Consider the following 14,666-nt stretch of genomic DNA (forward strand, 5'->3'; position numbering starts at 1 on the left):
ACAGTTATTGAACTGATCTTGCGGGTTATACGATTTAAGCGCCCTTTTTCCGGGGGAAAGGTGGCCTCCTTTGACCCAGCCGGAAATGTAACCTATCTTTCGGAAGATATCCCGTTTTTGCACGCCTTATCCTTTTCCTAGTGCACAGGTTATATCCGAAGGGAGACCATTGATGAGCTTGCCGCAGACGCACGCGCCGACCGAAGTACGGTCAATCAATTGGGAAGCATTGAAGTCGCGTTGTATCGGTCGTCTCGATCTCGTCGAGAAGGCTCTGAACCGGTTTCATGATGCCCTGGGGCAAGACCTGAGGGACTTGGAAACGGCCATGGAGGCGTTAGATTCGACCGAGGTGGCACGGATCGCTCATCGCATCAAGGGAACTTCGCTCACGGTATCTGCCGATCGACTAGCGGAGCATGCGCTCGACCTGGAAAAGAAGGCGGAAGGGAACTCGCAAGACTATGAGGAATCCCTTTCGGACATACGCGATGAATGTTGCCGATTGAGCGAGATCATCTCGCAGCGTCGGTACGGGGAAAGCTGATGATCATCCACGATCGAGATACGGCCCAGGCACCCATTTTATTAGTAGACGACGATCCAGCTTGTCTCGGCATGCTGAGCGACGTACTGAGCGCGTTGGGTATACCTGTCGAAACAGCCAGCGATGGTAACGAAGCGCTCGAGATGATCTATCAGGGCGACTTTCGGATTGTCTTGTCGGACTGGCAAATGCCAGGCATGTCAGGCGTCGAGCTTTGTCGTCGCGTTCGACAACGTCCTTTAAGTGGCTATGTCTATTTCATTCTGCTGACTTCGCTTGATCGTCAACACAACCTCGTCAGCGGGCTGCGAGCTGGTGCAGATGACTTCATCACCAAGCCTTTCGATCCTGAAGAACTCCATATTCGTCTGCGAGCGGCAAATCGAATCGTTTCGCTGGAGAGCCGAAACGTGATCATCTTCGCGTTAGCAAAGCTTGCCGAGTCTCGCGATCCCGAAACAGGTGCCCATTTAGAGCGAATGCGAGAATATTCGCGTCTGTTGGCGCAAGACCTCTCGGAGCAACCGAAATATGCGGATATTGTCGACGCAGACTATGTCCGAACGATCTACCTGACGAGTCCGCTTCACGATATTGGGAAAGTTGGCATTCCCGATCATGTGCTGCTGAAGCCTGGTAGATTAACGCCAGAAGAATTCGAGATCATGAAGCAACATTCGCTCGTCGGGTTCCATACGCTCGACGCTGCGGTCCGTGAGCAGCCTGAGGCAGCCTATCTACGTTTCGCACGAGATATTGCTTGTTCCCATCACGAGAAGTGGGATGGAAGTGGCTACCCCTATGGACTTAAAGGGGAAGACATTCCCCTGTGCGGACGTATCGTCGCTGTCGCGGACGTTTACGACGCCCTGACGACAGCACGTGTCTATAAAGATGCCTTTACCCATGAAAAGGCACGAGGAATCATTCGCGAAGGAAGTGGCTCGCACTTCGATCCTGATATTGTCGAAGCCTTCTTCCGCCATGAAGAAGAGATTGTCGACATCAATCAGCGACTGAATGATGCTCTGATTTACTCTGAACTACCTGAGATGGCCCCAGGAGTGACCCTGCCGACAGGGCCACTCTCGGCATCGAATTAGTCCTCGAAGACGGTCGAGCCATTCTTGGCGATACGTGTCTTGCGACCGGCTCGCGACGAACGCGGAACCTCGGCAGGATCAAGGCGGCGAATGCAGTCTTCCGCCTTCTTGCTAACGTAGTTAACGATGATCTCCGTACGATCGCGCGTTAGCTCCATCTTCTCGGTGTTAAAGCCCGCCTTATCATAAACATTTAATACATCTTCTACCGTTCGTTGATAGAAGAACCAGTCGAGATGCCATTGATAGGGGGTCTCGTCATATCTTTCTGTATCTTTAAAAGCAATTACTAGAGCACCACCCTCATTTAGGGTGGCCCCAAGTCCGCTGAAGATACCAATAAGATGTTCGTCCGTCAGATAGTCGGCCAGACCGACACTATAAATGATATCGAACGTACCATAGTTCTTTTTGGTGGCATCCGGATTACGTGCCCGCATGGCATTGAACCGTACGGGTTTAATCGTCGTGGATGACGGAAGCTGCGGGACGACTTGTGATTCGATATATTCCAATGCGGCTGGATCGTTGTCCATGGCGACAACTTCGATATTTCGCCCTTCGAATTCAGGGAAATCGAGGAACTCGCGGCAAGGGCCGCATGCGATGTCCATGATGCGAATATCTCCTTGCCGCGATTCAATCGCGTTGAGGAGGTATTCACGGACGAGCTCTTTCCGGCCGCGAACGGCTTGGGAAAGTGGCAATTCACCCAGGCAAAGATCGATGTAGGCCCCAAGTCCACGCGCCGGCGTCGACTCCTCATAGATCTTCACTAACATCGCATAATCACCGGAAAAACCGCTCGGTTTAGTCCACGCACGATTGGCGAACCAGCTTTGTCCAAACCATGGACCAATCTCTTCGCGGAATCGTGCTTGGACCTCTTTTACAAGATCCGGATCATTGCTATGAGCTTCTTCAAAAGCTCGACATGCAGATTGTGACTGTTCAATGGCGGCAAGCGTTCGCTTATGGAACTCGTCGTCTCGCTGCGGGATGGCATCCTTGTCAATCTCGCTCTCAAGCTGAGCAAGCTGTCGCTTAAATTCCGCCACATCCTTCGAGAAGAATTCGATCGCACTCGGTAAACGGGAAGTGGTCGACTCATTCGACTGAATCATGGCTGTACCTAATAAACTACTTATTCCAAATGGGCAGATTTTGCCGTGTCATAAAATGGCACGGCACAACTCGGAAATACATCAGAATACGAATGGAACGCGAAATCAACCTAGAAAAATTCCAATTAGACATAAGGGGGGGTGTGGCTACGTAAAATTAAACATCTACGTGCCCCTTATGACCCATACGTGTTGCGCAGTAAGCGCGATTCATAAAATGACATAATTGCGCACCAATCAAAAGCTATGGTTCTAATGCGTGGTGCGCTCATATCGCGTGTCCACACAGCTTGGAAGGGCAGCCCACTCTTTTCCATTCCGTTCTATGGATAAGGGTGACTTTTCTAATTGGCGGTGTCGATTTGCAGCAGCATTATCGGCCCGAAAGATTGAATAGGAAGCATGGTGGACGAAGCAGCGGGTACTGAAGTCACAACGGCCGATGCCGGTTGGAATGTGGCCGAAGAGATTGCGTCGCGATACGAAATCAATGCCTCGAGTGGAGATTCTCCGTTTGTTCGTACGTTTTGGGCGAATGAACGCGAATCGGGCGAAGGGGTCGAGATCAAAGCGATCGATCTTAGTTCGGTAACTTCGGGCACCCGTGCGCGCATCGAGTTTGAAGCCTCGATTCGCCGTGAGTATTCCAATGATCATCTGCATCCTGTTCTCGACTTCATTCGCACCGACAGAGAGTGCTATATCGTCATTCCATGGGGCGATGGTACTCCTCTGAATCAAATACTCACGGCCAGGCCAATCGCGATTCGCGATGCAATCCAGATTGGCAAATGTGTCTTTACAGCGCTCGATGCGATTCATCGCCGAGGAGCACTGCATCGAGATGTGACGCCTTCGAATGTCTTGGTGAATACGAATTCATCAAGTTCCCATGGTATATCAAGCGTTCAGCTGGGTGGGTTCGGTACGGTTAAACGCTTTCACCCCGATCAGTTGTTTGGTGAAAGGGAATGCGAAACCGTTTCCTATATGTCGCCGGAAGAGGCGGGTTCGATCGATTCGGATGTCGGTCCGGCGTCAGATCTGTACGCTGCAGGGATTCTGCTGTTCCGTTGTCTCGCAGGACGTTTACCGTTTCAGGGGCAAGGTGCTGGAGCAATCCTATTCGAGCATTTAACCGCACCGGTTCCCGATTTGCCTAGTATCAATCCAGACGTGCCACAGCACTTGGATGAACTTGTCCAGCGTTTGCTTAGGAAAGATCCGCACGACCGCTACCAATTAGCAAGCGCTGTCGTGGCCGACTTGTTAGCGATCGAGGAAGCTTTAGCGGATGGAGACAATGGCGGACATGTCGTAATCGGAGCGAGCGATCGACGGTGTACCCTGACCGAACCGACATTTGTCGGACGCGATGAAGAGCTCTCGCAACTGCACGATTATGTTCGCGAAACGCGAAGTGGCAAGTCGTCGGTCATTCTTGTTGAAGGTGAGTCAGGGTTAGGAAAAAGCCGCCTTCTGATTGAAGCGGTTCGCGTTGCGAGACGAAATCATAATTGGGTCTTGCGAGGGCAAGCGTCGACGAATGTTGGCCAGCGTCCTTACCGCATGCTCGAAGGGATTGTGGACGGTTTTCTGTCGGTTGTCCCGAAGGACCCTGCCCTTTTTCAACGCGTTCAAGACCAAGTCGGCGACATGCTTGACGCGTTGGTGGCGGCGCTGCCTTCCTTAGGCAAAGTGTTCAAGACCACGGGTAGAGTGGTTGAACAGTCACCTGCAGCGTTTGGTGAAAACCGTACGATCGACTCGCTGATTCGGTTTCTGGGAGCCTTGGGCAGCGTTGATCGTCCGGCGATTATCATTCTCGACGACTGCCAATGGGCCGATACGCTGACCCACAGTTTCATACGTCGTTGGCATACTCAGGCTCGCCATGTCACGCGGCATACCGCATTGGTCTGCTCGTTCCGCAGTGAGGAAGTTAGCGAAGACCACCCTCTGCGAGCCATTCCGCGATGTCCCCATATTTGTCTGAAAACGCTCCGCCCGGACGAAATTCGGCAACTGGCGGAATCGATGGCGGGATCGTTACCTACTGAAGCGGTTGAAGTGGTGACACGACTTGCCAGCGGTAGCCCGTTCATGGCGTCGGCCGTTCTTCGCGGCCTGGTCGAATCGCGAGCACTGACCTCGGAAGATGGCGAATGGCAAGTTGATCGGCGGGCAATTCAGGACATTCAGTCTTCGCAAGAAGCGGCGTCGTTCCTGACGCATCGTATCGAGATGCTGCCGGATGAGACGGTTGATCTGCTGTCTGTCGGCGCGTTGGTGGGTAAGGAGTTTAGTCTCGATATTGTGTCCGCACTCGCCGGAATGACCGTTTCGGAAGCGGTCGCGGCGTTGTTACATGCCAAAGATCGAAGTCTGATTTGGGAACGAGCTGACGGTGGCCAGTTTGTTTTCGTGCACGACAAGATCCGAAGTTCACTGCTGGAACGACTTGATCCGAACGATCAGAAGCGTCTTCACCTGCGAACCGCATTGCATTTGCAAGAGCACAGTCCAGCACGCGTGTCGGACATTGCCTATCACTTGGATGAAGCCGGGGCGTGTGAAACGGCTTTGGGGTATGCCCTTCAGGCGGCTGAGCAAGCGCGAAGCCAGTTTTCTTTAGAAGTTGCCGAGCGGCAATACCGAATCGCACTGCGCGGGGCAAAGAACCAGCCAAAGTCAATCCGTTTCCGTATCGCAGAAGGTTTGGGCGATTCGTTGATGCTGCGTGGACAGTATCCCGAAGCCGCGCCTCAGTTTGAACTTGCTGCCGAGCTTGCGGAAGGGGATCTGGATCGGGCCAAAATTCAGAGCAAACTTGCAGAGTTAAGTTTCAAACGCGGCGACATGGAAGGAGCAACGCAAGGTTTTGAGCGAGCATTGCGGTCTCTAGGAATCTTCGTGCCTCGCAACCGTGTGCTGATCTTTTTGCTGGCGATGGTGGAAGCGTTCCGGCAGTTACTGCATACGTTTTTGCCAAGCGTCTTTTTGCATCGCAAGGGGCGTCCGCCAAGCGAATCGGAGCGGATGGCCATTCGGCTCTTTGGATTGCTAACGCACGGATGCTGGTATTGCCGCAGTAAGCTGCAGTGCCTTCTTGCCCACCTCCGTAGTTTGAACCTGGCCGAGCAGTTCTCGCCGAGTGCCGAGCTGGCTCAAGTTTACTCCGAGCATTCTCCTGTCGCTTCCTTGATACCTTTGTTTAATCGAGCGTTTCGATATGCCGAACGCTCATTGCAACTGCGACGTGAGTATGACGACATCTGGGGACAAGGCCAGTCTTTGAACTATTACAGTTGTGCGTTGTATGCTGCGGGCAAGTACCGCGAATGTATCGAAAAGGGGCGAGAGGCGATTCAGCTTCTCGAGCGGACCGGTGACTATTGGCAAGTGCATATCGCTCGATACCAAGTCGCAGCATCGTTGTATCATTTAGGGAACTTCCGCGAAGCAATCGCGGAATCGCAATGCAATCACCGATCCGGAGTTGACCTCGGGGACGAGCAGGCGTCTGGAATTATTCTTGATGTCTGGGCAAGAGCTACGCGCGGTGACATTCCAGAAACCCTCGTCGAAACGGAACTCGCGCGATCTCGCCATGATGCGCAGGGACGCACCCAGCTTCATATTGCCGTCGGGATTCGCGATATCTTCCAAGGTAAGCTTGAGTCGGCGGTGCAATCGCTGGAATTGGCGGTGAAAACAGCCTCGACGGCCGGTATCCAGAATGCGTATACGGCTCCGGCATTGGCATGGCTGGCAACGGCAATACGTATGCAGGCAGAAGCGGCTCCGTCTCATGCTCCGACCCTGCGAAATGATCAACTTAAGAAGGCAGACATGATGGCGCTACGGGCAATTGCTGCGTCGAAAGTCTGCCCTAACGATCTTTGCCGAGCACTACGCGAACGCGCCTTGGTGGCAGCAATGCGTGGCAATTATCGCAAGTCGCGCAAGCTATTCGACAAAGCACTTGGTGTTGCGAAGCGACTCGAAGCGGTCTACGAACAAGCTTTGACTTTATGGTTTCGCGGCCAGGTGGGCCTGTCGGCGAAGTGGTACGATGCGCGAGAGGATGAGCGAGAATCTCAACATCTGTTTGATGAACTGACCATCGAAGAGGACCGCGACAATCACCGTGAAGGTCAAATGGGAACATTGTCGCTCGTCGATCGGTTCGACACCGTTCTGCACGTCGGTAGAAGAATCGCTTCAGCATTGACCACGGATAAGATCTACGAGGAATCTTCGCGTGGGGCGACTCGGCTACTGCGTGGCGAGCAAAGCGTGCTTCTAGAGTTTGATCGAAATGACGAACTTGCACCTCCGACTGTGGTGCTGGGATCAAGCGATATTCGCTACGACGAAACGAACATGCGTCGCGCGACCGATGCAGGGCGAACCATGACGTTTATCGAAGCCACCAACGAAGATGATCTTCATCACGATACATCCAATCCTCGATCGGCAATTTACATACCGATTTACGTTCGTAACCGACTGGCCGCATGTCTCTATGTAGTGCACTCGCAAGTCGTGGGGCTTTTTGGGACGGACGAGGAACGCTTGGCTGGGTTTGTGGGAACGATTGCCGGAGCTGCCTTAGAAAATGCTCAAGGCTTCCTCGAAATGACGCAGTTGAACACCACGCTCGAACAACGCGTCGCCGAGCGAACCGCTGCAGCCGAAGCACGTGCCGCCGAATTGGCAAGATCGAATCTGCAGTTGGAACGTACCGCGAAAGAACTGCGACACACGGAAGAAGAATTGCGCGTGGCAAAAGTGGCTGCCGAAACGGCGAACGAAGCCAAGAGTCGTTTCCTGGCAACCATGAGCCATGAGATTCGTACCCCGCTCAATGGCATTCTCGGGATGACGGAACTCGCGTTGCGAACGCAATTAACTTCGCAGCAACGAAACTGCTTGACGGTGATCAATCAGTCTGGGGACACACTGCTGAATTTGCTGAACGACATCTTGGATATTTCCAAAGTAGAAGCGGGCAAGATGGAGTTGGAATCGATTCCGATGGACCCGCACAATGTGATCAACTCGGCCGTTCGGTTGTTGGCGGTCAATGCGGCCAATAAGGGGCTCGAACTTCTCTATCGCGTGGCTCCTAGCGTGCCCAAAGAAGTCGAGGGCGATCCATGTCGCGTTCGCCAAGTAATTGTAAATTTGATAGGTAACGCCATCAAGTTTACGGACCGCGGCGAGGTGTTCGTCGACTCGTTCATGGAGACGAAAGAGTCAAAACCGCAGTGGCATATCACGGTTCGAGATACCGGGCCTGGGATTCCACCGGAAAAGCAAACCGCCATCTTCGAAGCCTTCGAGCAAAGTGATGGTTCGACGACGCGCCGATACGGAGGGACTGGACTAGGGCTTGCGATATCGTCGCAGATCGTCTCGTTGATGAACGGCCAACTGTGGGTTGAAAGCGAGATTGGCAAGGGAAGCACGTTCCATGTGACGATTCCTTGTAAGCCATTGACGAGTGAAACGAACAAGCCGATTCATCCGTTGGCAAATCGACAAGTCCGACTGATTGCCAGTCGTCCGGCAACACGAGAGCTGTATCTTGAGTTGCTGGAAGACGCTGGTGCACGCTGTGAAGTGGTCACATTAGACCAAGCCATGCAGCAAATTCGCGATGAAGCGAAAGTGAATTTTAGCGATCGGCCGGTGTTATTGATCGATTGGGAAACAGGATCAGACGAACTTGCTAATTGGCTGGTCCACCCAGATTCGATGGATCTGTTCGATGCACCTCACGTGCTGATGATTCCTGCCAATGGCGTGCCTGCGGGGATGGAACAGTGTGCGATGTTGACGCTCTCCAAGCCTATTTCTGCTAATGAATTGATCGAAGCAATTCTTCGGGCAAACCGTTCTGGAAAATCGACGCACGAGCCAAGGAGTGTTGAGCCAACACCGGGCAATCGTTCCTTGCATGTCCTGCTGGCGGATGATGCATTAGTGAACCAAGACGTGGCGACGGGAATTCTTGAGATCTTCGGGCATACATGCCAGGTCGCAAGTACTGGGCGAGAAGCGGTTGAGATTTATCAGCGAGGGAAGTTCGATCTCGTGTTGATGGATCTGGAAATGCCAGAAATGGACGGCACTCAGGCAACCAGTGCTATCCGACAATGGGAAATGGAGAACGGTCAGCGAACGCCGATTGTGGCCATGACTGCCCACGCACTTGAAGGAGCAAGAGAACATTGTCTTGCCGCGGGCATGGATGACTACCTGCCCAAGCCGATCCAACCGGAAAAGCTCAAATCGCTACTGGATGAATTGGCTCAGCACCATGAGGTAAGCTAAACGTAATCCGGGCGTACTACGGCGAAACTTTCGATATCGCTTGTGCAGCCGTGTAACCGTAGTCGTTGAATAGTTTCGCCTTGATGGCGAAGTCCTCTCCGTGTGTATCTGCGGGAAGAGCCAATTCAAGAGTTCTCGACTCTCCAGGATGCAGCGTTGGGCAGCGAACGGTGAGCAGTGATTCATCACTATCTGCACGAGTGAGTTGAAGTTGAAAACCTTCCAAGGTTTGTTGAGGAAAAGCCTTCTTGGCCATGATGGTGACTCGGAGTTGGGTTTTCGAGTCCGTGTCGATCTCGATTGTTGCAGGCGCTAAATCGTCGACCATTGCCTTGTAAAGTTCACGAGGAACTCGATCGGCATCGACAAGTCCCCACGGACGATATCCGTTGGGATTGGTTCCGGGGAAGCGACTGCGATAATCGTTCAGTGTCCAGTAGGCCAGTCCGCAAACGTAGGGTCGTTCTAAGAGCGGGGCCAAGTATTCTCGAAAACGCTCGATCCGCTGAGTCTCGTCGGTAACAAAGTCGGAGCGTGCCCCAAATTCAGAAATGAAGATCGGCTTATTGGGCCAGCGGGAATGCAAGCGATCCAGGTTTTTGCCGAGCGTACTACCGTGATAAAGATTGATGGAAATGAAATCGACGTAGTCGAAGCTTTCAGGAATCTCTGACTTCGTGCCAAGATGATCGAGGGAGCCACCGATAGCAGCAAAGGTCACCGGTCGTGTTGTGTCAAGCGACTTTGTGAACTCGTACATGTCACGCGTCCATGCGACGCCTTCCTGACTCCACGAAGGATATTCGTTACCCACGCTCCATGCGATGATGCTCGGATGATTTTCGGATGATTCCACCATCTCGCACATCTGATGCTGAAAGGTGGCACGCATTTCGGGGCTACTAAGATGCGACGGCGGAAACTGCCAGTTGCCTGCTTCGGCGATGATTAAGAGGCCACGTTCATCAGCCCAATCAAGCAGCGATTCGCTGACAGGATAGTGCTGAAGGCGTGAAAATCGCAGATGAGCATCTTGGAGAAGGGCAACGTCCTGCTGAACAACATCGGGTGGGTCGGACGAACCGTGGATCGGGTGGTCCATGACTCGGTTGGCCCCCGCAATGCGAATAGGTTCGCCATTAAGTCGAAACTCGCCATTGCTGATTTCTAGAAAGCGAATGCCGAAACGATCTTCCAATTCCAGCCCTTCCGCGGCAATGGAAACTTTGCTGCGGTAAAGTTGAGGGGCATTGAGCGACCAGAGTTTTACCTGATCGAGCGGTAGCGTGGTTTGAAGAGAAATCGGTTGACAGGTACCCGCAGGGATCGTTCTTCCGGAACTGTTCGCCGTCACTCTCGGATCGAATTGCAAGCCATCGGGCGTCACCAATGTCCAGTTCAATTCGACGGCCGCATCCTGATCTGTGGCATTGCGAACCCACGTCGTTAGTTCGATCTCTACTCCCCTGCCCTCTTCGGTTTGTTTAGTGACAATCCGTTGGCGTTGAGGAAACACGGGCTCGTGAACGACGAGTTTTACGGGACGCCGAATCCCGCCGTAGTTCCACCAAGGGTAGACCTGGTGCCGGGGTAAAGGGCCAGGAATCGAACCCGGCATGGTTGAGTCGTCCCATGAATTGTCGACTTCGAGCACGATAAAGTTGTACTCGCCTGGTCGAACAAGTTTACTGACGTCAATTTCAAATGGCGTATAGCCTCCTTCGTGAGAACCAGCGAGCGAGCCGTTGACCCAAACGCGACAGCGATAAAAGACACCCTCAAAGATCAAACGTGTGACGCTGCCGGACGAAAATTTGGGAAGCTTTGGAGTCTTTCGGTACCACGCTGTGCCGGTGTACTGATACCGTGGATCGACGTTCCAGCAATGAGGCACTTGGACAATGTCCCAGCCGGTTGCTTTGACATATGTTTGACCGTTCCATTCATCGGGAGGCGTTTGCCAGCCTAGCTTTTCGCCTCGATTGGTGGAGTCAATCGCAAACTGCCAAGAGCCTGTCAGGTTAACTACGTGCTCTGCATGTGCCGATTCGGCAATTGATACGAGAAGGATAACGACAGCAAACCGGGCGAGTGAAACCATGATCGTGGGACGGTGCAGAGAGACCATGAAGCAAGCTTACGAAGAAAGAGCCATTAGGAAAACTACGTCGTTGACTTCTATCATAGTCCAATCCAAACAGTGCATCATCCTGCTAGTTGCTATGTCGTTTTTCACGCCACGCAACGCCCCCAACAACAGCTGCTAAAGCAAGTAGTGTGAATGCATAGGCCATCAATGTTACTGAGTGCGTACGGTTGGCCAGTACAACAACCCCCATCCCAAATCCGCAACATAAGAGCCCGCTCGAGATAACAAAGTAAGGCAACGCGTCTGATGAACCGTCGCGACGTTCAGAAATTGGATTCGTTGGTGATGCGTTCGTTGAGAGTTTTTCCAATTTGGCCCAGCCTGGGGCTTCGGTCCGGCTTAATCGTGATGCGATGGCCAGGATACCAAGTGGCAAAATAACACCGACAAACAAATCAGGAAGACTACCCCACGAGACAAGACGATCTTGCAGGACGAACTTAACAATCAGGCCAGCGACGAACGTCGGCAACACGGTCAGCCACATGACCCAGCTTTTTAGGCTTCGTGAGAAGAGTCCCCAAAGCGACGGTGCAAGTAGTGCCGTTGCCATTAAGCTGGTCACGGTGACGATTACTTTTTCGGCCCCGCCAAGATTCGAGACGAGCAGAGCTAAACCGATTAGAACAATGCCGAGTAGTAATGTGATAGATCGGCCGACCCAAAGGAGTCTCGTCTCATTGCTTTTCGGAAAACGATTTCGATAAATGTCTTCGGTCAATACGCCTGCGAAGACATTCAGCTGTGAACTAATCATACTGGCCGTCGCCGAGCACATGGCGGCAACCATCATGCCAACCATGCCAACGGGAAGAACATGTTGACATGCCCGGACGTACGCATTTTCAGCCAGGAGCATGATCTCGCTATCTGTCGCGTTTGGCGGAATAGGTTCGATCAGACGATAAAGTAGCGGCGGCGTCAGCCACAAGATGGGACTGATGATATACAGTACACCAAACAGATAGCAGCTCTTGCGTGCGGCTATCTCAGACTTCACGCAAAGGAAACGTTGGACGAAGGCCCATTCGGCTCCGACCATGAAAAAATGAATCGCACACCAGCCTGCAAGAAAATACCAAGTGTATTTGTCTGCTGTTGGGGAGAAGAATCCAATAGGAGCGTTTTCAATAAGTCCGCTTAGCCCACCCACTGCAGGATCCGCGAAGATCAATGGGATCGTGAAGATCAAAGCAGTATTCAAAATAATGAACTGAAAGACATCCGTCATTAACACGCCCCAGAGCCCTCCGAGCATTGTGTAAATGACAACCAATCCGCCAAAGAGAACAATCCCCCAAATGATAGCGATATTGCCAGTCGTAGGATCACGCAGCATATTCTCAGGCGGAAGTGGCATTAACGCGGAGATAAGCACCGCGAGAGAGTACAACGCCACAGCGACCCCGATAAGCCGATAGGCCATCATGGTCCAAGTGTAAAAGTGGAGAGCCGTCGTCCCGAAGCGCAGTGTTACATACTGAGCAGGGGTGCGAATGCCGAGCCGTTTCCAGCGACCAGCTACGAAATATCCGACAAGTATCGCGGAGATTCCGTAGCAGAAGTTAATAAGGATCGCGACGATGCCGAGTCGATATGCGATACCTCCCCAAACAACAAATGTACCTGCCGAGAACATGGTCATAAAACCACTTAGGCCAGCAGCCCACCACGGTGATTGGCCGCTGGCAGTAAACAGGTCACTTGTCGTCTTTACGCGTAGGCTCAATACCGCTCCGATGCTGAACGTTCCTAGAACGCAGCAGATAAGAACGGCGTAGTCAATCGAAGTCAAATCGAAGAAGTCCGCACGGCAAAGTTAGAAGAATTCGCCCTGCTCTCGCAACGCTTGAAGAGTCAAAAGATCTGGCGAATTTGGGACTATTTTAGTTCGATTGCCAAGTCTTCGTTAGCTTCTGGTTTCAACTCGATTTCAATTTCACTGAGTTCGTTGAATTTTGAAGGAATAGCCTTTCGCACCGGCGTTTGTCCACTGCCATCGTCCATTTGCATCATCTCACCGGTCTCCCAAGAGCCGTACACTTCGATCTTTTTGATGCCGGGAGTCGACTTGCCGGAGAACTTGCCGTCGACAATTTTACAGCTGTAAGGAGGGCCAACGTTGACCTTCGTCGTGTCGGGAATAAACGCGATTTGGCCTTCTTTCAGTGGTTTTCCTTCGTAGGTTACCGTACCGGAAACGGGGTAGGTTTGCGGGCCATCATTTTGAGAGCAGCCCACGGCAGCCAACATGGTGACAACGAAAAGCGTACACAGAGATCGAAAAAACACAGAGCGAATCCTTCGAGTGAGCATGATCGAATGTAAAGATCGCACGAATCAAACTTGGGGTGGATTCGTGCAATTTTGAATCGACGAGTTCGTTTAGAGCTCGCCTAAGACTTGGCCATCGGCACGATTACCAAAGTTACGGTATGTCGTTAGGTCGACCGTTTCTCCGACAAAGCGAACCGATGCGTCGGCGCGTGTGATGATTACGCCACCGGGATGAAAGCTTCGAGCATTGACCCGAACCCAGTCGCTTGAGTGTTGAAACGGCGCGAACTTGTAATCCTGCATCGCGGACGAGTTGCCGGTATCTGGGAGTGTCGAGTTAGGAGTATCACGCAGTGCCAACGTGGCATTCGCGGTGTTCCAGCCAGTCATGTAGTAGGCACCGCGGCGGTCGTTGTCGTCAGGAACGAGAATCGTTTCCCCGAGCATTGCCACGTTGCTTGTGCCGTCGGTAATGTCTGCGAATCGAGTGGTCGACTCGACATAGAACATGCCTAGTGCGTTACGATCGTTGTCGCCATGCTTCAAGCTTTGCCCTCCATGCACGGCCAGGTAGTTTCCATGAAAGCCTCGGGTGTTCACCTTGGGGGCAGTTGGTTCGGAAGGGCACATAAACCCTTCGATAACCGTCTCTCGTCCGTTCCATGTCCAGGGAAGATCTTGAGCATTAATCTGAGGCTGGAGAAGATCGGCCAGAGCTGCTTGTTCGATAAATGGAAGAATCGATTGCATCCAGCAGTAACGCTTGTAGTTATAAGTCGTTCCTGTTTGGTTCACGCCGACAAAATAACCTGGCGGAAATTTTTGGTAGGTGTCGTGATAGTTGTGCATCGCGAGACCAAGTTGCTTTTGATTGTTGGTGCACTGCATGCGTCGAGCAGCTTCACGGGCCTGTTGAACGGCAGGCAACAACAATGCGATCAGCACGCCAATGATGGCGATGACGACGAGGAGTTCAACCAGCGTGAAAGCGCGACGGACGCTCGGTGAGATAGGACGAGCAAACATAAAGTTTCCTCCCAGCGACGAGTAACGATGGAGACAGATAAGGGTGAAAAGCGAAGAACAAAGTGCCTTTTAACGGCAAAAATGATTCTTTGTCTAAA

General features: G+C 52.4%; 8 protein-coding genes. 3 read left to right on the top strand and 5 right to left on the bottom strand.

The window, feature by feature from the left end; genetic code table 11:
- Positions 1–172: 172 nt before the first annotated feature.
- Together LA756_RS22510 and LA756_RS22515 are read left to right on the top strand one after the other, a co-directional pair.
- Complete coding sequence (locus tag LA756_RS22510) at positions 173–547, top strand: Hpt domain-containing protein (RefSeq protein WP_224436974.1); 375 nt, start codon at positions 173–175, stop codon at positions 545–547.
- Positions 547–1,650 (top strand): HD domain-containing phosphohydrolase, encoded by a 1,104-nt coding sequence (locus LA756_RS22515; protein ID WP_224436975.1) that lies wholly within the window; start codon positions 547–549, stop codon positions 1,648–1,650. Before LA756_RS22510 ends, LA756_RS22515 begins: the two co-directional genes overlap by 1 nt.
- Here LA756_RS22515 and LA756_RS22520 read toward each other — a convergent pair.
- Entirely contained in the window at positions 1,647–2,774 is a 1,128-nt protein-coding gene (locus tag LA756_RS22520; protein ID WP_224436976.1) for a cyclopropane-fatty-acyl-phospholipid synthase family protein, read from the bottom strand. The genes LA756_RS22515 and LA756_RS22520 overlap by 4 nt on opposite strands.
- Positions 2,775–3,176: 402 nt before the next feature.
- Here LA756_RS22520 and LA756_RS22525 point away from each other — a divergent pair, with 402 nt between their 5' ends.
- Positions 3,177–9,116, top strand: coding sequence for an ATP-binding protein (locus LA756_RS22525; RefSeq protein WP_224436977.1), 5,940 nt, complete (start codon positions 3,177–3,179; stop codon positions 9,114–9,116).
- Between the two features lie 16 nt (positions 9,117–9,132).
- Here LA756_RS22525 and LA756_RS22530 read toward each other — a convergent pair whose 3' ends face one another.
- The 4 genes from LA756_RS22530 to LA756_RS22545 form a co-directional block, all read right to left on the bottom strand.
- Positions 9,133–11,244 carry a glycoside hydrolase family 2 protein gene (locus LA756_RS22530; protein WP_224436978.1) on the bottom strand — a complete coding sequence of 704 codons (2,112 nt, stop codon included), beginning with the start codon at positions 11,242–11,244 and terminating at the stop codon, positions 9,133–9,135.
- Between the two features lie 85 nt (positions 11,245–11,329).
- Positions 11,330–12,994, bottom strand: coding sequence for a Na+:solute symporter (locus LA756_RS22535; protein WP_224436979.1), 1,665 nt, complete (start codon positions 12,992–12,994; stop codon positions 11,330–11,332).
- Positions 12,995–13,146: 152 nt separating this feature from the next.
- Positions 13,147–13,557: a hypothetical protein gene (locus LA756_RS22540; protein WP_224436980.1), complete on the bottom strand. Its 411-nt coding sequence runs from the start codon at positions 13,555–13,557 to the stop codon at positions 13,147–13,149.
- Positions 13,558–13,650: 93 nt separating this feature from the next.
- Complete coding sequence (locus tag LA756_RS22545; RefSeq protein ID WP_224436981.1) at positions 13,651–14,568, bottom strand: DUF1559 domain-containing protein; 918 nt, start codon at positions 14,566–14,568, stop codon at positions 13,651–13,653.
- Positions 14,569–14,666 lie beyond the last annotated feature (98 nt).

The organism is Bremerella sp. TYQ1, assembly GCF_020150455.1.
GTDB lineage: Bacteria > Planctomycetota > Planctomycetia > Pirellulales > Pirellulaceae > Bremerella > Bremerella volcania_A.

Excerpts from the sequence above, each read along its gene's own strand:
- LA756_RS22530 (WP_224436978.1), bottom strand. The coding sequence starts at position 11,244 with ATGGTCTCTCTGCACCGTCCCACGATCATGGTTTCACTCGCCCGGTTT.
- LA756_RS22520 (WP_224436976.1), bottom strand. The coding sequence starts at position 2,774 with ATGATTCAGTCGAATGAGTCGACCACTTCCCGTTTACCGAGTGCGATC.
- LA756_RS22525 (WP_224436977.1), top strand. The coding sequence starts at position 3,177 with ATGGTGGACGAAGCAGCGGGTACTGAAGTCACAACGGCCGATGCCGGT.
- LA756_RS22515 (WP_224436975.1), top strand. The coding sequence starts at position 547 with ATGATCATCCACGATCGAGATACGGCCCAGGCACCCATTTTATTAGTA.
- LA756_RS22510 (WP_224436974.1), top strand. The coding sequence starts at position 173 with ATGAGCTTGCCGCAGACGCACGCGCCGACCGAAGTACGGTCAATCAAT.
- LA756_RS22545 (WP_224436981.1), bottom strand. The coding sequence starts at position 14,568 with ATGTTTGCTCGTCCTATCTCACCGAGCGTCCGTCGCGCTTTCACGCTG.